Consider the following 21,651-nt stretch of genomic DNA (forward strand, 5'->3'; position numbering starts at 1 on the left):
CCGGCCGAAAGCGCATGAAGGACAATGTTCAGCCACTTCCGTCCGATATCGCCGCGGTTCTGGGAGCACCAGACCGGCTGACGGCGCTCGACGCCGCCATGCCGACTTTTACCGGCCCCGATTCCGATTTCGACGATATCGCCGGTCTTGCCGCACAGCTTTTTGCCGCACCGATTTCCCTCGTCACCATCCTCGGTCGCACGGACCAATGGTTTCTCGCACACGAGGGCACGCGGGAAATCCGCGCGCCCTCGGAAGATTCATTTTGCGCGCGCATGATTGCGGAGGGCGACCTCGAGCCGATGGTCGTGGGCGATGCCACCGGAGATCCGCGTTTTGCCGATCTTCCCAGCGTGGTCGGCGAGCCGCATCTGCGCTTTTATGCCGGCGCACCGATCATGGTGGACGGTCAGCCGATCGGCACCGTCTGCGTCTTCGACGTGAAGCCGCACGGCAAAACCGCGCCGGACCTTCTGCCGCGGCTGCAACGGCTTGCCTCGCTTGCCGCCTCACTGCTCAAGCTCAAGGAAGAGGCCCGCCGCCGCACGCTGGCGGCGGAAATGCTGTCGCGCGATGAAAAGCGCCATGCGCTGGCGCTCGATGCAGCCAATGTCGCGAGCTGGCTCTGGGATATCTCGGCGGGTGTCGTGTCCGGCAACGAGACCTTCTACCGCATGCTGAGCATCAAGCCGGCAAAGCCGATGAGCGCGCGAAAATTCTTCGCCGCGGTTCACACGGCCGACCGCAAGGCCACCATCGGCCGCCTGCGCAATGCGCTTGCCAGCGGCAAGGAATATGATGGCCTGTTCCGTGCTGCCAATTCCGGCCGCTGGCTGCTCGGGCGCGGACGTGTGCATGAATGGGATGCAGAGGGCCGCCCAACGGTGTTTCTCGGCATCAATGTCGATGTGACCGACGGGCAGCTTGCGTCCGAGCGCACGCGCCTTTTGCTGCGCGAGCTGAACCACCGGGTCAAGAACACGCTTGCCATGCTGCAATCGCTGGCGCGCCAGACGCTGCGCCAGACGAGCGATCCCGTCGAGTTCATGGACGCCTTCGCCGGACGCCTGCAATCGCTCTCCGAGGCGCATGGCCTGCTGTCCGATCACGAATGGGGCGTCATCCATCTGAAGATGCTGCTGCAAAAGCAGATCATGCCCTATGCGATGGATTACGAAAGCCAGATCGAAATCCACAAGGACGAGGTGGAGCTTGGGCCGGACCAGGCCGTCGGTCTCGGCCTCGTTCTGCATGAATTGGCCACCAATGCCCGTAAATACGGCGCGCTTTCGGTGCGCAGCGGGAAGGTGGTGATCACGGCGCGTGTCCTGAACGAAGAGGGGCAGCGCGTGCTCAACATGACCTGGCATGAGGTCGGCGGACCGCCGGTCGAGCGGGGCGGACGTCGCGGCTTCGGCTCTGTGCTGATCGAGCGCAGCCTCGACAAGATCCTCGGCAGCAGCGTGCATGTTGAATATCTGCCGAAAGGCGTGACCGCCGTTATACGGATGCCGCTTTAAAGCGACACCGCTGTTCATTTCATAAGAAGGATTGGATCAGTCGTCGTCGCGGCGGGATCTTTTCGGCGCGAGCAGGAAGCCCAGCGCGAGTGCTACGCCTGTGGCGGCAAACGGCCGTTTCGTGGCGACTGCGGCAGCCGCCGCCATCATGTCGCGCCGGGCGGTAAGCTGGTCGCGGCGGATGCGGCGCAGTTCCCGTTCCCGCTTGTTGCGCATGGCAACGACGGCAAACACGATCAAGGCGAGCAGCAGGAAACCGCCGGCGAGGCCAAAGAGCGCCGGGATGGTGCCGTAACGCTCGGCAAGCCACAGGGCCGTCGCGACGATCGCAAGCCCGTAGGCGGTCGCGACGAGAACGCCGATGATCAGCCCGGCGATGGCGCTGCGCTTGGCGGCGTCAACGGTCTCGTCCACCCGGTCGGTGACACGGGTGACGAGGTTTTGCAGGAGGATGGCTCCCAGTGAAAGCATGCCGTTCGTGCTCCGCATGAGGGGCGCTCCATGGCGCCCCATTCTATCGAGAGATCAATTCCTATCGAGGGATCGATCAGCGCCGAAGCAAGGCGGCGAGCACGAAGCCGGCGGCAGCGGCGATGCCGAGCGTCGCCAGCGGATTGTCCCGCACGGCCTTGCGGGCCTTGCGGCCGCTGTCGCGATAGCGGTCCTGGAAATCGGCAAGCAGGTCTTCACCGGCCGCGATCATGTCGCGGATATCGGTTTCGGCCCGGCCCTTAAGGTCATGGGCAGCGTCGCTGACATCCGCCTTCACGGCGCGGGCCTTCTTGCGGATGCCGCTGGCACCGCTCGTGGCATCGTTGGCGAGCACGCGGGCAAGAGCTGCGATCTCGTCGCGCAGGTCGGCGATCTGATCCTCGACGGCCTGCGCATTGTCCTGCAGTCCGTCGCGGAGGCTCTTTTTGTTGCGGGTCGAAAACAATCCGTTGGCCATGCCGTTTCTCCTTTTGCGTGTCGGCCGCGCCATCGCGCGGATCGAACGTCGCTCCACCCCGTTGGCGGAACGGTTTTCCGCACGCACAACGGGCCAGTGGGCAAAAGGTTCCGTAAGGCGCTGGAAAGTCAGGCCGATGCGGTGTGGGGCAGCACGAAGGGCACACCGGAAGCCGGCACGCCGTTGATGCGCATCCGGCAGCCGAAGACGGCCTCCATGGCGTCGTCGGTCATGACGTCTGCCGGTGCGCCGGACCGTTCGATCCGGCCGCCCTTCATCATCACCATATGGTTGGCGAACATGGCGGTGAGGTTGAGGTCGTGCATGACGGCGATCACCCCGCCGCCGCCTTCGCAATAGCGCCGGGCGAGCGTCATGATGGTGAGCTGGTGGCGGATGTCGAGGGCGGAGACCGGCTCGTCGAGCATCAGGAAGCAGGGCTCACCGTCGAGCACGGGCTCCCAGATCTGCGAGAGCACGCGGGCAAGCTGCACCCGCTGCTGCTCGCCGCCGGAAAGCTCCTGGTAGAACCGGCCGGCAAAGCCCGAGAGGTCGACGGCGGCAAGTGCCTCGGCCGTGATGGCCTCGATGCGCTCGGCATGGCGGTTCGGGCCGACGGTGAGGCCCATGCGCACGATCTCGCGCACGGTGAAGGGAAAGGCGATGGTCGCCGCCTGCGGCAGCACGGCGCGCTTGACGGCGAGCTGCCAGGGTTCGAGCGCGCCGAGCACGTGGCCGTTGATGGTGATCTCGCCCTTGCTCGGCAGTTCGCCGGCCAGCGCCTTCATCGTCGTCGTCTTGCCGGAGCCGTTGGGGCCGACGATGGCGGTGAGTTCGCCGGCCTTGGCGGTGAGCGACACGCCATGCACGATGGTTTTGCCGGACAGGGCGACCGTGAGGTTCTTTGCGGTGATCATTAAAGCCTACCAGCCGTTGCGCGTGCGGTCGCGCAGTAGGACCCAGAGGAAGAAGGGCGCACCGGCGAGCGCGGTGATGATGCCGATCGGCAATTCCGCGGGGGCGACGATGGTGCGGGCCAGCATGTCGGCGCCCAGCATCAGCACGCCGCCGAACAGGGCGGAGGCCGGCAGCAGGTAGCGATGATCCGGGCCGATGACGATGCGCAGGAGATGCGGCACGACGATACCGACGAAGCCGATGCCGCCACTGACGGCGACCGAGGCGCCGACTGCACCGGCAACCGCGACGACGGCGATATATTTCAGCCGCTGCACTTTCACGCCCATATGGAAGGCTGCCGCCTCGCCGAGCGTGATGGCGTTCAGCCCGCGCGACAGGAAGGGCACGACGAGGAGGGCAAGCAGGATGATCGGCCCGGCGGCGAAGAGTTTTGCCCAGGTCATGCCTGAGAGCGAGCCGAGGCTCCAGAAGGTGATGTCGCGCAGTTGCTTGTCATCGGCCATGTAGATGAGGATGCCCGTGACGGCGCCGGCAAGGGCGGCGATCGCGATACCGGCAAGCAGCATGGTCGCGACGGAGGTCTGCCCGCTGCGCGTGGCGATGCGGTAGAGCAGCAGCGTCGTCAGGAGGCCGCCGATGAAGGCGGCGAGCGGCAGGGCGAAGGCGCCGAGCGTCAGCATCAGGCCGGCTGGCAGGCTTGCACCGAGCACGATCATCAGCACCGCGCCGAGCGCCGAGCCGGAGGAGATGCCGACGAGGCCGGGATCGGCGAGCGGATTGCGGAACAGGCCCTGCATGACGGCGCCGGACATGGCCAGCGCCGCACCGATCAGGAAACCGAGCAGTGCGCGGGGCATGCGGATATCGACGACGATGATGCGATCACGCAGGCTGAGCGCCGTCTCCTCCGCGCCGCTGAACAGCGCGCCGATCACGTTGATCGCTGAAGCATCGGAGGCGCCGGTCGCAATGGACAGCGCCAGCGACAGGATCGAGGCGAGCATCAGGACGGCGAGCGTCAGGCGGGCGATCGCCGTTCGGTCGCCGGCAGCCGATGACTGGACGGCGCGCATCAGGGAAAGACCGCGCGCGCTATCGCCGCGCACGGCATCATTGAGAGACATTGCCGTAGAGTTCTTTGTTGAGATCGCGGATGGCGGAGGCCGTGCGCGGGCCGAAGCCCAGGAGGTGCAGGCTGTTCATGCGCAGGATCGCCTTGTTGGCGGCGGCCGGCGTGACGGAGATGGCGGGGTGCGCCAGGATTTCCGCATCACTGCTGCCGGCACCGGGACGGGTCATGACCATGACGACATCGGGCTTGGCCTTGATGATCGCCTCGTCGGTCAGCGGCTTGTAGCCGTCGAAAGCGCCTTCCGTCGCATTGATCGCGCCGGCAAGGCCGACAATGCCGTCGGCCGCCGTGTGGCTGCCCGCCGCCATCACCCGGCCGTTCTGGAAGGAGAGGATGAACAGCACGCGCTTGCGCTCGCTCTCCGGCCGCTTGGCGGCATCGGCAATGGCCGCATCCAGATCGGTGCCGACCTGCGCTTCCAATTCTCTAGCCTTGTCTTCCACGCCGAGGAATTTTCCGACGACGTCGATCTTCTTCAGGATCGCCGCGCGGTCATAGCCTTCCGGAACGGTCTCGAAGGGAATGCCGGCGCTCTTCAGCACGGTCAGCGCATCCGGCGGGCCGCTGCCTTCGACGGCGAGAATCGCGGTCGGGTTGACGGCGATGACGCCCTCCGGCGAGAGCTGGCGCATGTAGCCGACATCGGGCAGCTTCAGCGCTTCCTTGGGGAAGGTACTGGTGGAATCGCGCGCGACCAGCCGGCCTCCTTCGCCGAGCGCGTAGACGATTTCCGTCACCGCGCCGCCGATCGCCACGAGCTTCGAGCTGTCGACCTTCTGCATGTCCTCGGCACCCGCCTTGCGGATGAAGCCGCCGGCGCCGGGGGCGGCGAGCGGCAGGAGCAGGGGGGCGGAGAGGGCGAAGACGGTCAGCGCCAGTTCCCACGGGCGGGCGCGGCGGAAATCGAAGCTCTTGCTCATGGTCTAATCCTTTTTAGGCAGCGACGCTGTCGGGACGCGGCAGGCTGTCGAGGATCTCGCGCCAGTCGGCGCGCTCGGTCATGCCTTCCTTCCGCTTGCCGAAGAACTGGATGATCATCTCGCCGCTGGCGTCATAGGCTTCCAGCGAGGTGACAAAACCGTCGACGGTCGGCTTGCGCACCACCCAGCACTCGGCGATGTGTTCCATGCGCAGGTGCATGTGGAAGGTCGGGTCCATCACGTTGAGCCACGGGCCCATCGGCTGGATGTTCTTCACGGTGCCAGTGTGGATCTGGATCGTGCCGTGATTGCCGACGAAGCACATGATGTCGGCATCGCGCTCGGCGGCACCGCGCAGGAGATCGCCGACGGCATCCGCGCGCACTTCATGGGCAAAGTCCTCGCCGACGCTGCGCACGGCATCCTGGCGGGCGATCTTCAGCTTGCGCAGCAGGCCGAAGAACTGGTGCGTATCGGTCATCGCCGCCCAGTTTTCGCGCAACGCCGCGACGTCGACCGGGCCGGTCTCCTCGACCTTGTTGGGGAGGATTTCGACGAAATCCTGCGACTGGTCTTCCAGGCGGAAGTCGGCGACGATCGCCTCATAGGCTTCGAGATTGGAGGCGGGGCGCAGATGCACCTTGTGCACGGCCATGCCGGCCTTGTCGAAGAACTGCAGGCTGCGGCGAACCTGATCACCATCCGTCTTGGTGACGGCGAAGCCATGCGCCCAGGTGCCGGGGAAGATGCGCAGGTCGATGTTTTCGCCGAGCACGATCGAGGCATGTTTGCCGGTGGTGATCTTCTCGAAAACGCCGATCTTCTCGTGCACGACGCTCTCGTTGCGGGTCAGCGCCATGATCTCGCCGAGCGCCTCGGAGCGCTCGAGGAAGCGGTTGGCATCGGCATCGATGCGGATCGCGGTCAGGCCGACTTCGGCCGCGACGAGCGCGGCTTCCGAGATGTTGAGCTGGGCGGCGATGTCGCGCTCGCGCATCTTGGGGTTCTCGGCGCGGAAGGCGCGGATTTCGGCGGGGGTCGGTCGTGTCGTTTCGGTCATGGGCTCGGCCTTCGTCGCAATACAGGGTGCCTTCCCATATCCAATCTTTTCCGCTGGAAAATTATCGAGGCGGAACAGTGGTTTGCCGGGAAATTGGCAATTACTATCTTGACTTCATTACTCATATTTATCTATGCACGCAATACCGGTGCGTAAAACTCATGTTAATTCTTCCGACGCGCCGGTGATGATCGTGGCCGTGACCGTCGGCCGGCACCCGAACCGTATTCGAACAGGCGACCCCCATGACCGTGCGCACGCTTCTGCTTTCCGCCCTCCTGTCCGTTGCCGCCGTTTCCGGCGCTGGTGCTGAGGAGGCTTCGGCCGCCAAGGGGCTGGATGTGGAGCTGAATGCACTGGCGAGCTCGCAGAAGGGTTGCCTCTTCACCTTCGTCGCCGGCAACGGGCTGGCGCAGGATCTTTCCAAGGTCTCCTTCGAATTCGTCATCTTCAACGACAAGGGCACGGTCGAGCGCCTGGCGCTGCTTGATTTCCGCGACCTGCCGGCCGGCAAGTCCAAGGTGCGCCAGTTCGACGTGCCGGGCATCAAGTGCGAGGGCGTGAAGAACCTGCTGATCAACGATGCCCCGGTCTGCGAGGGTGCGGGCGTGGAGAAGGGGCGCTGCATGGATGGCATCGTCACGGGCAGCAAGGCGGCGGCCGGCCTGGAAGGCTGACACTCTCGGGCGCAGGACGCGCCGAATGCGTAAACGGAATGACGGGTGAGTACGATGTCTGGTAGCAAGTGGCTTTGGGTCGGCGGCGGTGTGCTTTCCCTGGTGGCCCACGCAACGGCGGCAGCCATCCTGACCATGGCGCCGGCGCCTGACGAGGAGCAGGCTCTGATTGCCGGTGGCGTCGTCGCGGAAGTGGCGATGCTGGGCAATGGCGCCTTCGAGGCCGTGGAATCCGGCAATCCCGAGGATGTCATCAAGCCCGAGACGATCGAGCCTGACGTCACCGAGCCCGAGCCGCAGGAAGTCGCGGAAATCCAGCCGACCGAGATCCAGTCCGAGACGACTGAGATCGTTTCGCCGATCGATCCCGTCGTATCCGAGCCGGTGCAGGAACTGATCGTCCCCTCCGCCGAGGTGGAGATCGCCGCTGTTCCGGTTCCCGAGATCAAGCCTGAGATCGAGCCTGAAGAGGAGATCAAGCCGGTTCCCGAGGTGAAGAAGGAAGAGCCGGTCAAAAAGGTCGAGCGCAAGAAGCCGAAGGAAAAGCCGGTCAAGAAAGCCGGAGAGAAGGGCAAGGCCAAGCAGAACGCCACGCGCGGCGAGGTCGATGGCTCGGCAGATGTAAAGAGCGCGGCCGTCGGCGGCCAGAAGAAGGGCAATTCCTCATCGGCCGGCAATGCTGCTGTCGGCAACTATCCGGGCAAGGTGCGCAACAAGATCAATCGCGCCAAGAAGCGCGTTTCGGGTGGCGAGCGCGGCAGCGTGGTGGTGAGCTTCACCGTCAGCTCCGGCGGGCAGGCGAGCGGCATTCGCGTCGCGCGCAGCTCCGGCAGCGCAGCACTTGACCGGGCGGCCCTCGATTCGGTGCAGCGCGCCGCACCCTTCGCGAAGATTCCGGAGGCTGCCGGACGCTCGTCCTGGGCGTTCAACGTACCGATCGTCTTCAACTGAGACCTTCATTCCCGCCCGGCACGTTCAGGTGGGAATTTTTTGCGCTAAAATATGACTTTTATGGTCATGTTTATACTTTACTCTTAAACTCATGTTTTGTAGGTTGCAGCCGAACTGAGGCTCCGTCGATGCGGAGTTCCAAAGGGGAATGCTGCATGAATGGAATGACGGCTGGCCGCATCGAAGCGGTCCTGAAAGCGGCGATTGCCGAGCGCGACCGGCGGATCGCCGATCTGGAGCGTCAGCTCAATGCGCTGAAGAAGCAGATGGCGGCGGCAGCGCAGAATGCCCCCGTGGTCGCACCGGCCGTTCAAGCGGCTGTGCCTGTCGAAGTGAAGGCGGTGCAAGCGCCGCGCAGTGTCGAAGTCAGCAAAGTCAAGCGCCGGACCGGCGAAGCGGAGAGGAAGGCAATGCGCGAGAAGCACAGGCAGCAGCAGGCCCGCCGTGAGGCAGAAACCGACGACAAGGCCGATGCCAAGGCGGGGCTCGAAGGGCGCAGCTTTCTCTATGTCGGCGGCCGGGATTGCCAGGTGGCGCATCTGCGCCAGATCGCCAGTTCCTACGGCGCCAACCTTATCCACCACGACGGCGGCCTGCGCGAGGCGGTGTCGCGTATCGACAACGTGCTGCCCTCGGTCGACTGCGTCTTCTGCCCCATCGACTGTATCAGCCATGATGCCTGCATCCGCGTGAAGACGGGCTGCAAGAAGTGGGAGAAGGCCTTCGTGCCGCTGCGCAACGGCAGCAAATCCTCCTTCGAGCGCGCCCTGCAGAGCATGAGCCAGGGAGACACTGCGCAGTGAGTGACGAAAGACCCGAAGCCTTCATGATGATCGGCCTGCACAAGCTGGCCGCACAGAACGGCGACGGCCTGGTGCCGGAATTGTATGCCCTCCTGACCCGCCGCGCGGACATGCTGGCAAGCGAGAATGTCACGGAATTTCCGCTGGCGAGCGCCCGCCCGCCGGTGCGGGCGGCGAGTTTCGAGGGGCTGAATGGACTTGAAGCGCGCAACGACAATGTCGTAGCCTTCCCGGCACCGCGCCTGATACGGCGGGATTCCGTCTAACCGCAGGGTCTTCCCATGTTCTTCGCCATGAACCGCTTCCGGATTGCCATCGGCCACGAAGAGGCTTTCGAGGCCATCTGGAAGGGGCGGGATTCGAGCCTGGCCGAAATGCCGGGCTTCCAGTCCTTCCACCTGCTGCGGGGCGATACCAATGCCGAGGAAGGCTTTACCCTCTTCGCCTCCCATTCGGTCTGGGCGAGCAAGGAGGACTTCGTCGCCTGGACGAAATCGGAGAATTTTCGGCAGGCGCACAAGAATGCCGCCGACAACAAGGCCATCTATCTCGGCCCGCCGAAATTCGAAGGTTTCAGCGTCGTCGAAGGTGCCTGAGGTTCGTCTCAGCCGTCTTTTTTCGGCAGGAACGGTGCGAGCGTGACCACCAGCCAGCCCGCCATCATGATCACGCCGCCCGTCGGGGCCGACATCGGGAAGAGCCCGTATCCCGTCGAATGGCGGAAGACGAGGTCTCCGGCGAAAAGCGCCGTGCCGAGCGCCAGCAGGATAGCGGCGAAGGGTGCCGCACGCATTGACGGCCACGCGGCATAGAGCGCGATCAGCGCTGGCGCATGGGCCATGCACATGGCGGAGGCGCCGGCCATCAGGCGCGGGTCGCTACCATGGGAAGCGGCAGCCGCGGTGACGACGCCCGTCAGCCCCATCAGGCCGGCGACGAGAAGGCTGGCGGAGCGTAGCGAAAACGACATGGGGCTTCCTATTCCTGGTTCTGCATATGATGCGCGAGCCGCGTGACGGGCTCGAGAATGATCTTGCGCAGCCCTTCGCTCGGCACAGTTTCTTCCAGCGCCCGCACGAAGCAGAGCAGCCATTCGTCACGCTCGGCCGGGCCGATCGGAGCCGCGAAATGGCGGCGGCGCAGCATGGGGTGGCCGCGTTTGTCCTTATAGAGCGGCGGACCTCCGAGCCAGCCCGTCAGATATTCGTAGAGCTTTTCCTCGCTGCCGGAAAGATTCGGTGGGTGAATGGCGCGGCAGCGCGCGGCTTCCGGCAATGTGTCCATCAGTTCGTAGAAGCGGCGCGTCAGGGCACGCACAGCCGCATCGCCGCCGATCGCCTCGTAAAGCGTGACCGTCTCGCCCTGTTGGCTCTGGTTCTCGTTCGTCTCCGTCATGGTTCAGGTCTTAGCGCCGTGGTCTGCCGCAGGCAATGCCGCGCCAGCCCGGTGCGACGAAGCGTGTCAAAGGCCGGTATTTCCGCTCATTGACAAGAAACCGTCCAGACGGTATGTTTTATGAATGAGCCAGGCACATCACCGCAAGAAACACCCCGAAGCCGTCCGCCAGCAACTGCTGGAGGTCGCGGCGAAACTGTCGCTGGAGAAGGGGCCGGGAAGCGTGACGCTCGACGCGGTCTCGCAGGCCGCAGGGGTCAGCAAGGGCGGGCTGCTGCATCACTTTCCCAACAAGCTGTCGTTGCTCGATGGCCTCTTCGCCGATCTCACCGACAAGCTTGACCAGGCGCTGGCGGAGAAGATGCGCGACGACCCCGAGCCGAAGGGCCGCTTCACCCGCGCCTATATCGCGGTGTTCTTCCAGCCCGAGGGCCTGGCGGATGGCGAGAAGTGGCAGGTGCTGACGATCGCGCTGATTTCCGAGCCGCATCTGCGCGAACGCTGGCGACAATGGGTGGATCGCCATCTCTCGGAGAATGTCGGCACGGACTCCACGCTCGATGCCATGCTGGTGCGCTATGCGGTGGATGGTCTCTGGCTTGCCGATCTCCTGGGCTCGCCGAGCATGGATGCTGCAACGCGCGCCGCGATGATGGACAAGCTACTGGCGATCTCACGCCTCTGACCGGATTTTTTGGGCGCCCCCGCGCCGGAGACAGACCCATGAACCTCACCACCGTCTATGCCGTCCTCGTCGTCGCCATCGTCTTCGAAGTGCTCGGCACCTCCGCCATGCAGGCCGCACAGCACTTTACCCGCGTCGTACCGACCACGATGATGGTCGTCTGCTACGCCATCGCTTTCTTCTTCCTGTCGTGGAGCCTGCGCTACGTGCCTGTTGGTATCGCCTATGCGATCTGGAGCGGCCTCGGCATCGTGCTGATCTCGGCCGTCGGCTATTTCGTCTTCGGTCAGAAGCTCGATTTCGCCGCCATTGCCGGTCTGGGGCTGATCATTGCTGGCGTTCTCGTGCTGAACCTTTTCTCCAAGTCGACATTTCATTGAAAGAGGCTGGAATCGAAACGGACCCCGCTTGCAAAAAGTGGGGACCGGCCTTATCGATTCCGCAGAATTGAAACCGCTTTCAATTTTACGGCTTCGAGAGGTAAAGACCCATGGCAATCCGGACCATCGTATGGGGTGAGAACATCCACGAGCAGACGAACGAGATCGTCCGCTCGATCTATCCGAACGGCATGCACAACACGATCGCTGACGCGCTGAACACGGACCCCGCAATTTCGGCGAAGACCGCGACCTTGCAGGAACCGGAACACGGCCTGACGGAAGCGCGCCTTGCCGAGACGGACGTGCTTCTCTGGTGGGGCCACAAGGATCACGGTGCCGTCGATGATGCGGTGGTCGAGCGTGTCGCAAAGCGCGTCTGGGAGGGCATGGGCCTGCTCGTGCTGCATTCCGGCCATTTCTCGAAGATCTTCAAGAGACTGATGGGCACTCCCTGCGCGCTGAAATGGCGCGAGGCCGGCGAGCGCGAGCGTCTGTGGAACATCAATCCGCGCCATCCGATTACTGAAGGCCTCGGCGACAATTTCGTTCTCGAAAACGAGGAAATGTACGGCGAGCAGTTTTCCGTTCCCGAACCGCTGGAGACGGTGTTCATCTCGTGGTTTGCCGGCGGTGAAGTTTTCCGCTCGGGCCTGACCTGGCGTCGCGGTGCGGGCAACATCTTCTATTTCCGTCCCGGCCACGAGACCTATCCGACCTACCACGATGCCAATGTGCAGAAGGTGCTGGTCAACGGCGTGAAATGGGCCTTCAACCCGCAGGGTACCTATACGGCGATCCATGACGCACCGAACGTACCCGTCGAAGCGGCGCTGGAGCCGATCGTCGAGCGCGGCCCGAGACTCCACCAGGCCGGCGAAGCCGGATATCGCTGAGGTTTTCATGCGTCTTCTCGTTCTTGGAACCGGCGGCATGGCCAACAGCCATGCCCAGCATTTTGCCGCAATCGACGGCGTCGAACTGGTCGGCGCGGTCGATGTCGATCCGTCGCGGGCGAAAGCCTTCGCCGAGACACACGGCATTCCCAACGTCTTCACCTCGCTGGAAGAGGCGATCGCCTGGGGCGATTTCGACGCGGCGACCAATGTGACGCCCGACCGCGCGCACCACCCGACGACGCTGGCGCTGCTGGCGGCGGGAAAACATGTCATGTGCGAAAAGCCGCTGGCGGAAAACTACGCCAAGGCCGACGAGATGGCGCGCGCAGCCGAGACTTCCAGCCTTGTCACGATGGTGAACCTCACCTACCGCAACGTCGCGCCCTTGCAGAAGGCACGCGAAATGGTGCTGGCGGGCGAGATCGGTCGCGTGCGCCATGTCGAGGCGTCTTATCTGCAAAGCTGGCTCGTCTCCAAGGCCTGGGGCAACTGGGCCACGGAAAGCCAATGGCTCTGGCGGCTATCCACCCGGCATGGCTCAAACGGCGTGCTCGGCGATGTCGGCATCCATATTCTCGACTTTGCGAGCTACGGTGCCGGCAGCGATGTGGAACATGTCTTCGCCCGGATGAAAGCCTTCGACAAGGCGCCGGACAATCGCATCGGCGAATATGATCTCGATGCCAATGACAGCTTCACCATGACCGTCGATTTCGCCAATGGCGCGCTCGGTGTCATCCATTCCAGCCGCTGGGCGACGGGCCATCTCAACGAACTTCGCCTGCGCATGCATGGCGACAAGGGCGCGCTGGAGGTCATCCATTCGACCGAGGGTTCGCAGTTGCGCGGCTGCCTGGGCGAGGATGTCGAAAAGGCCATATGGCGCGATCTCGACGCCGGCACGGTGCCGACGAACTACCAGCGTTTCGCGGCGGCGGTTGCGGCCGGCGAACAGGTCGAGCCCGGCTTCCGCCATGCCGCGGAACTGCAAAAAATCCTCGATCTCGCCATCGAGACCGAGAAGGAGCGCCGGGAAATGAAGGTCTGAGATCAGCCCGGCGCCGGACCTGTCGAGCCGCGGATGATGAACTCGACGGGCCATACCTCCTGCAAGGTCTCGACCGCTTTCCCCTGCAACAGCTGCAAGACCATGTCGCCGATCCGCTCGCCCGCCGCGCGGATCGGCGATTGCGTCGTGGTGACACCGGGCACGAGATTGTCTGGGCTCAGATAGGGGAACACATCGTCATGGGCGATGAGCGAAACGTCGTGCCCGACGGTCAGTCCCGCAATACGGATCGCCCGCATGGCGCCGAGCGCCGACATCATCGAGCCCGCGATGACCGCGGTGGGCGGGGCGGGCAGGGTGAGGAAGGCCTGCATCAGACGGAAACCGGTCTCGTCGGTGAATTCGCCATGGCCTGTCAGATCGGGATCGAACGGCAGGCCGCGAGCGGCAAGTGCCGCGTGAAAACCGTCGCTCCGGTCGCGCGCATAGGTGCTGACGGTGTCGCCGTTGATCAGAGCGATGCGGCGGTGGCCGAGATCGGCAAGGTGGCGGGTCGCCGTTTCGATGGCGCCGAAATTGTCGATGTCGAGAAAGGCGAAGGGTTTTTTGGCCTCGCTGCGCCCGTGCACCACGAAGGGCAGGCCGAGTGTTTGCAGAAGCGCGATGCGGGCATCCGTGCAGGCGGGCGTATGCACGATCACCGCATCCACGCGCTTGCTGGCCGCGAGCCTTCGATAGGCGGCGGCCTCGTCCTCGTCCGTCTCGACGGTCGAGACGAGAATATCGATGCCGTCTTTCTGAAGCCGTGTCGAAAGGCCGCCCATGAATTCGCTGGAATGCGGCCCAAACCGCCCACCGCCCCGAAAGACGATGCCGATCGCGCCGGCCCGGCCGGTTGCCAATCGCTGCGCGCTGTTGTTCGGCCGATAGCCCAGCCGTTCGGCGGCGTCCAGCACACGGGTGCGCGTCTCGGGTTTCACCTCCGGATATCCGCTCATTGCACGGCTTACCGTCGTCTGGGACAGGCCGATGCGAGCGGCAAATTCCTTGAGGTTCATCCTTGGTCCCTGGCGGTCGGTTCCCGGCCTTTATGAACCCTCGGCGCTGGAGCGGCAAGCGATGGGGTAGGGTGGCTCACAAATCTCTCTGCGGATGTCCATCGCGTTTTCAAAACGTGACGCGAGGTTGCATGCCCCCGCTTGTATTCTCAAATAAGCACGCTAAGGTTAATATTATTAACGATTAGGTTGTGTTTCCGGGTGGTTTTCGACCCGACGCGCATGCGGATTTGAGAACGCGCGGGCGCAATTGCGCCTGCGGCAAGAAACGTCTTTCCGGGCAGATGAGCACGGAACGCTTTGCAGTCATCTTCGGGGGAAGACCCATGCGGGCAGGCACAGATGAGCCGGTCGCAGCAGGTCCGTCTGTGCGAACGGATCTGGCGGCAGAAGACGGACGGAAGCCGGCAAACAACTGGTTCCGTTGGGCGTGGACGGCTCGGCCGGCGCAGCGCCCCGAACCGCTCCGTGTTTACGGCGCCACGCCAGCCGGGCGCCGGCCGGCCTATCTTCGCACATTGGAGCGGTTGTTCGGTGCCCGGCGGGCTGGTCTGGGTGAGATCCTTCTGTCGCGCGGCCCCGTGCTTTTCCTGATGATCGAGGAGGCTTTCCTGTCCTATCTCGTCCTCTGCCTGTTGCGCGCGGCCATTGGCAGGCGGACGGCGGGATTGCTCTTGCGTCCCCTGCCGCTTGTGGCGTCGAAGCGCTGGCGCTGCCGGATCAAGCGCAGACTGCTGCACGGGCTCAAGCGGCTGGATGCGGTTCAGACGCTGACGATCCTTCCCTTCACGGTGCTTCCGGCTGCCGCTTTCGTTGCAAAGGACTGGATTTACGATATCGAACTCTGGGATCTGAGGGATGAAGAGCGTGAGGCGGTGGACCACCTGCGGCGCGAACGGCAGCCGGGTGACCGTCTGGTCCTGACGTCCCTTGGCCGGCAAAGCGCGCGCAAGGGGTTTGCACTTTTCAGTGAAAGTTATGGATGTTGTGCGGCGCTGCGCGACCGTTTCCGCTTCATCGCTTGCGGCCGGGTGGAACGGGGACTGGCCCATTGCGCCGACGCGTTCCGCGCGGCGGGCGGGGTGGTGGTCGATAGGGCCCTCTCGGATGCCGAGCTGCTCGGCGCCTATGCGGCGAGCGATGCGGTCTGGTGCCTCTATCCGCCGTCAGGCGATCACGCCACCGGGGTCCTGGGGCGGGCAGCGCAGCTCGGCATTCCCGTCGTCGTGCGGGAGGGATCGTTGGCGCACCGCCTCGCGGTCATCGAAAACATCCCGCATGTCGCCGCGACGGCGGAGGGTGTCGCCTTGCGCCTCGCCGGCCCGTTGCCGCCGCGCGATGCGCAGCGGGGGCGGCGCATGGCACAGGATTTCGCGCGGCAAAGCGAGGCCCGGCTGCGCAGGGCGTTCGGGCTTGCCGTCAACAGGCTGCCCGCCGAGGTGTGAGCAGTCTTAGACCAGACGCTTACCGTCTTCGCCAATGACCTTCTCGCAGTCTTCTTTCGCGAAGGGGCCTTTGTGTGTGTCCGGAAGGATGTCCAGCACCTTTTCGGACGGCCGGCAGAGCCGTGTGCCCAGCGGCGTCACGACGAAGGGCCGGTTGATGAGGATCGGTTGGGCGATCATGTGGTCAAGCAGGGCATCGTCGGAGAGGGCAGGGTCGGCAAGGCCGAGCGATGCATAGGGCGTGTCTTTCTCGCGCAGCGCCGCGCGGACGGTCAGTCCTGCCGCTGCGATTATTGCCGACAGCTCCGTCTTGGATGGCGGGGTCGCGAGATAGTCGATGACCTTCGGCTCCAGGCCGGCATTGCGGATGAGCGCCAGCGTGTTGCGCGAGGTGCCGCATTTCGGATTGTGATAGATCGTTGCGTCCATGGGCGCTGGCCTTTTCTCAAGCACTGTGTGGGAAGGCATACGCGTCGTGCGGCAATCGTCAAGCCGGGTACGTCTTGACGAGTCGCATAAGCAGTAATATAACTTGTTATATAAATGGGAATGAAGTTATGACGGACGATATTGTAAGAGCGCTCGGCTATCTCTGCCTCGGCAGTCGCCTGAAGCGTATCGGCGAGCAGGTGCAGGCGGATACCCAGCGCATCATGGAACATATGGACGTGGATCTGCAGGCCGGGCAGTACCCGTTGCTGGCAGCCATCGATCGGCTGGGGCCGCTGTCCATCGGCGAGCTCTCGGAGGCGCTCGGCGTTACCCAGCCGGGTGTCACCCGTGCGGCGGGCCTGCTGGCGGAGGCCGGCTACCTCACCGCACGTAAGGAAAAGGGCGACCAGCGCATTCGCCGTCTCTCGCTGACACTGGAAGGGGCGGCGCTGATCGCCCGTTCGAAACGGGAAATCTGGCCGGCGATCGAGGCAGCGGTGCGCGAGGTCTGCGACGCCCTCGATGGCAGCCTTCTCGACCGGCTCGATCAGATGGAGGATTCCTTGCAGGAAAAGCCGCTGCACCGCCGCGCCCGCGATAAGGAGGGAAACCGCCCATGAACACCTTGCTCGACCGGCCGATCTGGAGCGCGCTTTCAACCGTCCATGCACCGCTTGCCGAAGGTGACGGCCTTGCTCGCCGCTATGCACCGGGGTTCCTGTCGCTTGCGGGAACGGCGGAGGACACGCCGCAGGCCGCGGTCGATTTCGCGCCCCTCGTGCGGCCCGGTGAAACGCTCTATTTTCTCCAGGCCGATCCTGTCCTGCCGCCCTCCGGCTTTGAAACGCTGGTCGCCACGGAGGCGGTGCAGATGATCGCGCAACATGTTCCGGCCGTCGCGCCGGACGAAGCCATCGTGGCGCTCGGCGCTGATGATGCCGAGGAGATGATGGCGCTCGCCACGCTCACCAAGCCCGGTCCGTTTTCACTGAAATCGCAGGCGCTCGGCCGTTTCTGGGGTGTGCGCGAGGGTGGGCGCATCGTCGCCATGGCAGGCGAGCGCATGAAGCAGCCTGACTACACCGAGCTCAGCGGCGTCTGCACCCATCCCGATCATCGCGGCAAGGGCTATGCGCGGCGCCTGTCGCTTCATGTCGCCGCTAAGATCGTGGAGGCCGGCGCACAGCCCTACCTGCATGCCTTTGCCAGCAATACGGCCGCCATCGGTCTTTACGAGACGATCGGCTTTTCGCTGCGCCGGTCCATGCATGTGGCGGCGCTACGCCGGCCTGACTGACGTTCAGCGCCCTGTCAGCCACATCATCGATTTTGCCGCCAACAACGGCAGGATCGCAGATGAACGGTTTTCTCAAAAAGGCGATGCTCTTCCTCGGCATCGGCGCTGTGGCGATTGGCAGCTATCTCGTGAGTATTCAACTGACGGGCAATTTCGCAGCCGTCGTGCCGGGCGAGGTCTATCGCTCGAACCAGCCAACGGCCGCCGACATCACAGGCTATGCCGGACGCTACGGCATCCGCACGATCATCAACCTGCGCGGCCGGCACGAAAAGGAGGCCTGGTACGACGAGGAGGCGGCAACGGCAAAACGCCTGGGCATCGGGCTCGTCGATTTCCCGATGGTCGCCGACCAGCACCTGGACGCGGACGGCGCGGCGCGGCTCGTGGCGATCCTGAAGGATGCGCCGCGGCCGATCCTCATTCATTGCCGGTCGGGTGCCGACCGCACGGGCCTTGCCTCCGTCATCTATCTCGCCAAGATTGCCAAGGTGGACGAGGAGACGGCCGAGGGGCAGCTTTCCGTGCGCTATGGCCATATCGGAATCCCGTTTCTGTCGCCGACCTATGCCATGGACGAAAGCTGGGAGGCGCTGGAAACGGCGGGAAGCTAGAGCAGAAAATCACCCTTCGCCAGGACGATGGGGTCGTCGAGATGGATGGCGAAGTCGGCAAGGCCGTCGCCATTCGTATCGCCGTAAATATAGGTGCCGGAGAGCGCCTTGTCGTAACGCAGCTCGCCTGCCTTCTTGTGAAATTTCTCCGTGCCGATGAAGACAAAAGCCTGATCGGCGGCGATCTTCAGGTTCGCATCGAGGGAGCGCAGGTCGATCCTGTCGCCCTTGGTAAAGTCGAAAATCGTGTCGCGCCCGCTCGCCGCGAGGGTGGAATCCGCTGTGGTGAGGAACACGAAGATATCCTTGCCCGCTCCGCCATAGAGGGAATCGGCACCTCGGCCGCCCGTCAGCGTGTCGTCGCCGGCGCGCCCGTCGAGCACGTTGTTGCCAGCATTGCCGATCAGCTTGTTTGCCAGCGTGTTGCCCGTTCCGTTGATGCGGGCCGTGCCCGTCAGCGTCAGGTTCTCGGTGTTTGCGGCAAGAGTCCAGCTGACGGAGGCCTTGATGAGGTCGATGCCTTCATTGGCGTTTTCAACCGTTACGTCCTTCAGATTGTCGATGATGTAGGTGTCGTTGCCGGTCGCGCCATAGAGTCGATCGGCGCCCGCGCCGCCATCGAGCGTATCATGGCCGGCATAGCCATAGAGAATGTCGCCGTCCTTGCTGCCGCGCAGCATGTCGTTGCCCGCACCGCCCTTGAAGATATCAGGCGAAATGCCTTTGACCGTCAGGGTGATATCGCCCGTCGCTGTGCCGCCCTTACCATCGGAAACCGTATAGCGGATGACGACGGCCTTGGCCTCGCCGGTGCCGATATTCTGGTTGGCGGCAAGCGTCGGATCATACAGCAACCGGCCGTCCTTGGTGATGGATACGCTGCCGAAACCGGAGCGGACGGATGCGGCGGTGACTTTGAGCACGTCGCCGTCGTCATCATGCGCGCGCGACAAGACATCGATGGCCAGGGGCGCATTCTCGAAGGTGGCAGCAGCGAAGGTTGCAGGCAGCGTTGGCCGGTCGTTCACATTGGCGACGGTGAGCGTGAAGGTGGTTTGCGCCGTGCTTCCGCTCGAGTCCGTGGCGACCATGCGGATGATCAGAGTGCCCACGGCGCCGTTGTCGGGCCTGCCGGAGAAGGTGCGGGTGGCGGCGTTGAATTTGAGCCAGCCGGGCAGGGCGCTGCCGTTTGCGAGCTTGGCGCTATAGGTGAGCACGTCGGATTTGTCGGGATCGATGAAGGTGCCCGAGGGAATGGTGTAGGAAAAGGCCTTGTCCTCGGTCGCAACCCGTGCCGGAATGGTGGTGGCGACCTGAGGGGCGTCGTTCACATTGGCGACGGTGAGCGTAAAGGTGGTTTGCGCCGTCCGCCCGCTCAAGTCCGTGGCGACCATGCGGATGTTGAGGGTACCGACGGCGTCGTTGTCGGGCGTGCCGGAAAAGGTGCGTGTCGTGGCATTGAAGGTGAGCCAACCGGGCAGGGCACTGCCGTTTGCGAGCTTCGCGCTATAGGTGAGCACGTCGGATTTGTCGGGATCGATGAAGGTGCCCGAGGGAATGGTGTAGGAAAACGCCTTGTCCTCGGTCGCGGTCTTCGCGGGTATAGCAGCCGCGACCTGCGGGTCGTCGTTCACGTTCTGCACGAGGAGCTTGAGAACCGTCGACCCGGTTGCGCCGCTCGTATCGGTCGCCGTCACGCGGATGAGCAGGGTGCCGACATCGTCATTGCCAGGCGTTCCGGAAAATTTTCCCGTCGCCGGATCGAAATGCAGCCAGGCGGGAAGCGATGCTCCGCTCGTCAGTTTGGCGCTGCGGATGAAGGTGTCGAACGTATCCGGATCCTTGAACGTATCTGCCGCAAGCGTGAAGCTGAAGGCTTGCTCCTCTGTCGCAGTCTGCTGTGGAATTGCCTTTGCCGTCGGCGCATCGTTGATCCAGAAGATGCGTTGGTAGACACCCTTGTTGGAGCCATCCTGGTCCCCGGATTCCCAGACGACGACCCAGGCGTCGTTTGCAAGCGCTCTTACTTCGGGCAAGAGCTGGCTTCCGGCCATATAAATGTTGACGCGGATTTCGCCGCCGATGGCCTCGCCATCAGCGTTGAAGGCCTGCTGATAGACGCCTCCGCCATCGCCGTCCTGCTGGAAGGATGTCCAGGTGACGACCCATCCGCCGCCCGAAAGCGTGGTGATCTGCGGTGCTGCCTGATCGGAAGGTGTATAGGTGTTGACCTGTCTTTCCGCGCCGACTGCATCGCCATTGATGTCGAAGACCTGCTGGTAGATGCCGGTGCCGAACTCCTCGTCCTGACCCGCGGATTGCCAGGTGACAACCCATCCGCCGCTGGTAAGCGCGGTGATCTGCGGCAGGGTCTGGTCGCCGGCCTCGTGGCTGTTGACGCGGATATCCTGGGTGCGGGCCGTCCCATCGGAATTGAAGACCCGCTGGAAAACGTCAAGGCCGGAAGCGCCGGGCGATTGCCATGCGACAACCCATCCGCCATCCGGAAGCGGCATGATCTGCGCATCCGTCTGGTCTCCGGCATTCGCGAGATGGACACGCGTTTCGGATGTGATGGTGCCGTCGGCGGCAAAAAGCCGTTGGTAGATCTCCCAACCAGCCAGGTTCTGGCTTTCCGATTGCCAGATCACCACCCAGCCGCCGTCCTCGAGAGCGGCAATACGGGCGCCGGATTGATCGCCGCGATGCTCGACATTGACCCGCGTCTCGGCGTCGATCGGCTGATGGTCGGCGTCATAGGCCTGCTGGTAGATACCCCAACCGGCGCCATCCTGCCCGTAGGACTGCCAGGTGACGACCCAGCCGCCGCCGGGAAGGGCGGCAATCTCAGGCGAAATCTGGCTGTTGGCCACCGTCCCGTTGACCCGGGTTTCCGGGCCTGCCGCATTGCCCGCTGCGTCAAAAACCTGCTGGTAGATGCCGTTGCCGGAGCCGTCCTGCCCATAGGATTGCCACACCACAACCCAGCCGCCGCCATCCAGCGGCGCGATCTTCTGCTCGAATTGCCTGTTATCTATCGTCGAATTGACCTGGGTTTCGGCGCCGGCCGGCTGTCCATCGGGCGAAAAGGCCTGCTGATAGACGCCGAGCTCCGATCCGTCCTGGCCTTCGGAAGTCCAGGTCACCACCCAGCCGCCATCCGCCAGCACCGCGGTGCGCAAGCCGACCTGCTCACCGTCGACATAGCTGTTGACGCGGATTTCGTCAGTGCCTGCGACTGCCATATCCTGTCCCCCAAAGGCAAGACCACGCCGCAAGCATCCAATCCCCGGCAACAAAGTCGCCGGGTGCGTGTCATTCCGTTCTGGTGCAGTCCGCGCCTTCCCCGTGCGGCGACAGAGCACTCCTACCACCTTGTACAGGGGCGTGCAATCTTATGGCGATGAACATAAACGTATCGGTTGTTTTGGATTGCAGTCTGACTTCGCAGCCGGCATCGCTTTTTTGCGATGCGCGGCTCTGTTATCGTGCTTGCATAGCGAT

General features: G+C 63.8%; 25 protein-coding genes. 14 read left to right on the forward strand and 11 right to left on the reverse strand.

Annotated features, from left to right (window positions below):
• The first annotated feature begins 14 nt into the window (after nt 1-14).
• Entirely contained in the window at nt 15-1,520 is a 1,506-nt protein-coding gene (locus tag AC27VQ_RS08695; protein ID WP_488715964.1) for a sensor histidine kinase, read from the forward strand.
• A 36-nt stretch (nt 1,521-1,556) separates the two neighbouring features.
• On the opposite strand, the gene AC27VQ_RS08700 is transcribed toward AC27VQ_RS08695, so the two are convergent.
• From AC27VQ_RS08700 to AC27VQ_RS08725, 6 genes are all read right to left on the reverse strand, one after another.
• Nucleotides 1,557-2,009 carry a hypothetical protein gene (locus tag AC27VQ_RS08700; RefSeq protein ID WP_313524394.1) on the reverse strand — a complete coding sequence of 151 codons (453 nt, stop codon included), beginning with the start codon at nt 2,007-2,009 and terminating at the stop codon, nt 1,557-1,559.
• A gap of 58 nt (nt 2,010-2,067) precedes the next feature.
• On the reverse strand, nt 2,068-2,469 hold the full coding sequence (locus AC27VQ_RS08705; RefSeq protein WP_488715965.1) for a glycine zipper domain-containing protein: 402 nt from the start codon (nt 2,467-2,469) through the stop codon (nt 2,068-2,070).
• 128 nt (nt 2,470-2,597) lie between these two features.
• A complete protein-coding gene (locus tag AC27VQ_RS08710) occupies nt 2,598-3,386 on the reverse strand; it encodes a heme ABC transporter ATP-binding protein (RefSeq protein WP_488715966.1) in 789 nt (262 codons plus the stop codon).
• A 6-nt stretch (nt 3,387-3,392) separates the two neighbouring features.
• Nucleotides 3,393-4,514, reverse strand: coding sequence for a FecCD family ABC transporter permease (locus AC27VQ_RS08715; RefSeq protein WP_488715967.1), 1,122 nt, complete (start codon nt 4,512-4,514; stop codon nt 3,393-3,395).
• A complete protein-coding gene (locus AC27VQ_RS08720; RefSeq protein ID WP_488715968.1) occupies nt 4,501-5,442 on the reverse strand; it encodes a heme/hemin ABC transporter substrate-binding protein in 942 nt (313 codons plus the stop codon). The genes AC27VQ_RS08715 and AC27VQ_RS08720 overlap by 14 nt, the downstream gene beginning before the upstream one ends.
• A 13-nt stretch (nt 5,443-5,455) precedes the next feature.
• Nucleotides 5,456-6,502: a hemin-degrading factor gene (locus AC27VQ_RS08725; RefSeq protein WP_488715969.1), complete on the reverse strand. Its 1,047-nt coding sequence runs from the start codon at nt 6,500-6,502 to the stop codon at nt 5,456-5,458.
• 245 nt (nt 6,503-6,747) lie between these two features.
• Here AC27VQ_RS08725 and AC27VQ_RS08730 point away from each other — a divergent pair, with 245 nt between their 5' ends.
• The 5 genes from AC27VQ_RS08730 to hmuQ all read left to right on the forward strand — a co-directional run bounded on the left by AC27VQ_RS08730 (nt 6,748) and on the right by hmuQ (nt 9,529).
• Nucleotides 6,748-7,179: a hypothetical protein gene (locus AC27VQ_RS08730; RefSeq protein WP_313524404.1), complete on the forward strand. Its 432-nt coding sequence runs from the start codon at nt 6,748-6,750 to the stop codon at nt 7,177-7,179.
• A 54-nt stretch (nt 7,180-7,233) separates the two neighbouring features.
• On the forward strand, nt 7,234-8,130 hold the full coding sequence (locus AC27VQ_RS08735) for an energy transducer TonB family protein (RefSeq protein ID WP_488715970.1): 897 nt from the start codon (nt 7,234-7,236) through the stop codon (nt 8,128-8,130).
• Between the two features lie 410 nt (nt 8,131-8,540).
• Entirely contained in the window at nt 8,541-8,933 is a 393-nt protein-coding gene (locus AC27VQ_RS08740; RefSeq protein WP_313524546.1) for a DUF2325 domain-containing protein, read from the forward strand.
• A gap of 26 nt (nt 8,934-8,959) precedes the next feature.
• Nucleotides 8,960-9,199: a hypothetical protein gene (locus AC27VQ_RS08745; RefSeq protein ID WP_488716165.1), complete on the forward strand. Its 240-nt coding sequence runs from the start codon at nt 8,960-8,962 to the stop codon at nt 9,197-9,199.
• A gap of 15 nt (nt 9,200-9,214) precedes the next feature.
• A complete protein-coding gene (gene hmuQ / locus AC27VQ_RS08750) occupies nt 9,215-9,529 on the forward strand; it encodes a heme-degrading protein HmuQ (RefSeq protein WP_488715971.1) in 315 nt (104 codons plus the stop codon).
• An 8-nt stretch (nt 9,530-9,537) separates the two neighbouring features.
• Here hmuQ and AC27VQ_RS08755 read toward each other — a convergent pair whose 3' ends face one another.
• Together AC27VQ_RS08755 and AC27VQ_RS08760 are read right to left on the reverse strand one after the other, a co-directional pair.
• Nucleotides 9,538-9,903: a DUF423 domain-containing protein gene (locus tag AC27VQ_RS08755; RefSeq protein WP_488715972.1), complete on the reverse strand. Its 366-nt coding sequence runs from the start codon at nt 9,901-9,903 to the stop codon at nt 9,538-9,540.
• A gap of 8 nt (nt 9,904-9,911) precedes the next feature.
• Nucleotides 9,912-10,328 (reverse strand): group II truncated hemoglobin, encoded by a 417-nt coding sequence (locus AC27VQ_RS08760; protein ID WP_488715973.1) that lies wholly within the window; start codon nt 10,326-10,328, stop codon nt 9,912-9,914.
• Nucleotides 10,329-10,452: 124 nt separating this feature from the next.
• Between AC27VQ_RS08760 and AC27VQ_RS08765 the strand changes: the two genes are divergently transcribed.
• From AC27VQ_RS08765 to AC27VQ_RS08780, 4 genes are all read left to right on the forward strand, one after another.
• Nucleotides 10,453-11,013 carry a TetR/AcrR family transcriptional regulator gene (locus AC27VQ_RS08765; RefSeq protein ID WP_488715974.1) on the forward strand — a complete coding sequence of 187 codons (561 nt, stop codon included), beginning with the start codon at nt 10,453-10,455 and terminating at the stop codon, nt 11,011-11,013.
• Nucleotides 11,014-11,051: 38 nt separating this feature from the next.
• The gene (locus AC27VQ_RS08770; protein ID WP_421577643.1) at nt 11,052-11,393 is read left to right on the forward strand and encodes a DMT family transporter; all 342 of its coding nucleotides are present in this window, start codon (nt 11,052-11,054) and stop codon (nt 11,391-11,393) included.
• A 110-nt stretch (nt 11,394-11,503) separates the two neighbouring features.
• Complete coding sequence (locus AC27VQ_RS08775; RefSeq protein ID WP_488715975.1) at nt 11,504-12,289, forward strand: ThuA domain-containing protein; 786 nt, start codon at nt 11,504-11,506, stop codon at nt 12,287-12,289.
• A 7-nt stretch (nt 12,290-12,296) separates the two neighbouring features.
• On the forward strand, nt 12,297-13,340 hold the full coding sequence (locus AC27VQ_RS08780; RefSeq protein WP_488715976.1) for a Gfo/Idh/MocA family protein: 1,044 nt from the start codon (nt 12,297-12,299) through the stop codon (nt 13,338-13,340).
• 2 nt (nt 13,341-13,342) lie between these two features.
• On the opposite strand, the gene AC27VQ_RS08785 is transcribed toward AC27VQ_RS08780, so the two are convergent.
• Nucleotides 13,343-14,359, reverse strand: coding sequence for a LacI family DNA-binding transcriptional regulator (locus AC27VQ_RS08785; RefSeq protein ID WP_488715977.1), 1,017 nt, complete (start codon nt 14,357-14,359; stop codon nt 13,343-13,345).
• Between the two features lie 326 nt (nt 14,360-14,685).
• On the opposite strand from AC27VQ_RS08785, the gene AC27VQ_RS08790 reads away from it, so the two are divergent.
• Nucleotides 14,686-15,804, forward strand: coding sequence for a hypothetical protein (locus AC27VQ_RS08790; protein WP_488715978.1), 1,119 nt, complete (start codon nt 14,686-14,688; stop codon nt 15,802-15,804).
• Between the two features lie 6 nt (nt 15,805-15,810).
• Here the strand turns inward: AC27VQ_RS08790 and arsC are convergent, their stop codons facing one another.
• On the reverse strand, nt 15,811-16,233 hold the full coding sequence (gene arsC / locus AC27VQ_RS08795) for an arsenate reductase (glutaredoxin) (protein WP_488715979.1): 423 nt from the start codon (nt 16,231-16,233) through the stop codon (nt 15,811-15,813).
• Nucleotides 16,234-16,361: 128 nt separating this feature from the next.
• Between arsC and AC27VQ_RS08800 the strand changes: the two genes are divergently transcribed.
• The 3 genes from AC27VQ_RS08800 to AC27VQ_RS08810 are packed head-to-tail and all read left to right on the forward strand — an operon-like array spanning nt 16,362 to nt 18,147.
• Nucleotides 16,362-16,856, forward strand: a complete 495-nt coding sequence (locus AC27VQ_RS08800; protein WP_488715980.1) for a MarR family winged helix-turn-helix transcriptional regulator — start codon at nt 16,362-16,364, stop codon at nt 16,854-16,856.
• Nucleotides 16,853-17,533, forward strand: a complete 681-nt coding sequence (locus tag AC27VQ_RS08805; protein ID WP_488715981.1) for a GNAT family N-acetyltransferase — start codon at nt 16,853-16,855, stop codon at nt 17,531-17,533. The genes AC27VQ_RS08800 and AC27VQ_RS08805 overlap by 4 nt, the downstream gene beginning before the upstream one ends.
• Before the next feature lie 59 nt (nt 17,534-17,592).
• The gene (locus tag AC27VQ_RS08810; protein WP_488715982.1) at nt 17,593-18,147 is read left to right on the forward strand and encodes a dual specificity protein phosphatase family protein; all 555 of its coding nucleotides are present in this window, start codon (nt 17,593-17,595) and stop codon (nt 18,145-18,147) included.
• Here the strand turns inward: AC27VQ_RS08810 and AC27VQ_RS08815 are convergent.
• Nucleotides 18,144-21,392 (reverse strand): putative Ig domain-containing protein, encoded by a 3,249-nt coding sequence (locus tag AC27VQ_RS08815; RefSeq protein ID WP_488715983.1) that lies wholly within the window; start codon nt 21,390-21,392, stop codon nt 18,144-18,146. The two genes, AC27VQ_RS08810 and AC27VQ_RS08815, sit on opposite strands and share 4 nt — an antisense overlap.
• Nucleotides 21,393-21,651: the final 259 nt, after the last annotated feature.

The sequence above is a fragment of the Shinella sp. 20P9.1.1 genome (assembly GCF_057798995.1).

Bases quoted from the DNA above. Each gene is read 5' to 3' on its own strand.
- AC27VQ_RS08695 (WP_488715964.1), top strand. From the start codon at position 15: ATGAAGGACAATGTTCAGCCACTTCCGTCCGATATCGCCGCGGTTCTG.
- AC27VQ_RS08700 (WP_313524394.1), bottom strand. From the start codon at position 2,009: ATGCGGAGCACGAACGGCATGCTTTCACTGGGAGCCATCCTCCTGCAA.
- AC27VQ_RS08705 (WP_488715965.1), bottom strand. From the start codon at position 2,469: ATGGCCAACGGATTGTTTTCGACCCGCAACAAAAAGAGCCTCCGCGAC.
- AC27VQ_RS08710 (WP_488715966.1), bottom strand. From the start codon at position 3,386: ATGATCACCGCAAAGAACCTCACGGTCGCCCTGTCCGGCAAAACCATC.
- AC27VQ_RS08715 (WP_488715967.1), bottom strand. From the start codon at position 4,514: ATGTCTCTCAATGATGCCGTGCGCGGCGATAGCGCGCGCGGTCTTTCC.
- AC27VQ_RS08720 (WP_488715968.1), bottom strand. From the start codon at position 5,442: ATGAGCAAGAGCTTCGATTTCCGCCGCGCCCGCCCGTGGGAACTGGCG.
- AC27VQ_RS08725 (WP_488715969.1), bottom strand. From the start codon at position 6,502: ATGACCGAAACGACACGACCGACCCCCGCCGAAATCCGCGCCTTCCGC.
- AC27VQ_RS08730 (WP_313524404.1), top strand. From the start codon at position 6,748: ATGACCGTGCGCACGCTTCTGCTTTCCGCCCTCCTGTCCGTTGCCGCC.
- AC27VQ_RS08735 (WP_488715970.1), top strand. From the start codon at position 7,234: ATGTCTGGTAGCAAGTGGCTTTGGGTCGGCGGCGGTGTGCTTTCCCTG.
- AC27VQ_RS08740 (WP_313524546.1), top strand. From the start codon at position 8,541: ATGCGCGAGAAGCACAGGCAGCAGCAGGCCCGCCGTGAGGCAGAAACC.
- AC27VQ_RS08745 (WP_488716165.1), top strand. From the start codon at position 8,960: ATGATCGGCCTGCACAAGCTGGCCGCACAGAACGGCGACGGCCTGGTG.
- hmuQ (WP_488715971.1), top strand. From the start codon at position 9,215: ATGTTCTTCGCCATGAACCGCTTCCGGATTGCCATCGGCCACGAAGAG.
- AC27VQ_RS08755 (WP_488715972.1), bottom strand. From the start codon at position 9,903: ATGTCGTTTTCGCTACGCTCCGCCAGCCTTCTCGTCGCCGGCCTGATG.
- AC27VQ_RS08760 (WP_488715973.1), bottom strand. From the start codon at position 10,328: ATGACGGAGACGAACGAGAACCAGAGCCAACAGGGCGAGACGGTCACG.
- AC27VQ_RS08765 (WP_488715974.1), top strand. From the start codon at position 10,453: ATGAGCCAGGCACATCACCGCAAGAAACACCCCGAAGCCGTCCGCCAG.
- AC27VQ_RS08770 (WP_421577643.1), top strand. From the start codon at position 11,052: ATGAACCTCACCACCGTCTATGCCGTCCTCGTCGTCGCCATCGTCTTC.
- AC27VQ_RS08775 (WP_488715975.1), top strand. From the start codon at position 11,504: ATGGCAATCCGGACCATCGTATGGGGTGAGAACATCCACGAGCAGACG.
- AC27VQ_RS08780 (WP_488715976.1), top strand. From the start codon at position 12,297: ATGCGTCTTCTCGTTCTTGGAACCGGCGGCATGGCCAACAGCCATGCC.
- AC27VQ_RS08785 (WP_488715977.1), bottom strand. From the start codon at position 14,359: ATGAACCTCAAGGAATTTGCCGCTCGCATCGGCCTGTCCCAGACGACG.
- AC27VQ_RS08790 (WP_488715978.1), top strand. From the start codon at position 14,686: ATGCGGGCAGGCACAGATGAGCCGGTCGCAGCAGGTCCGTCTGTGCGA.
- arsC (WP_488715979.1), bottom strand. From the start codon at position 16,233: ATGGACGCAACGATCTATCACAATCCGAAATGCGGCACCTCGCGCAAC.
- AC27VQ_RS08800 (WP_488715980.1), top strand. From the start codon at position 16,362: ATGACGGACGATATTGTAAGAGCGCTCGGCTATCTCTGCCTCGGCAGT.
- AC27VQ_RS08805 (WP_488715981.1), top strand. From the start codon at position 16,853: ATGAACACCTTGCTCGACCGGCCGATCTGGAGCGCGCTTTCAACCGTC.
- AC27VQ_RS08810 (WP_488715982.1), top strand. From the start codon at position 17,593: ATGAACGGTTTTCTCAAAAAGGCGATGCTCTTCCTCGGCATCGGCGCT.
- AC27VQ_RS08815 (WP_488715983.1), bottom strand. From the start codon at position 21,392: ATGGCAGTCGCAGGCACTGACGAAATCCGCGTCAACAGCTATGTCGAC.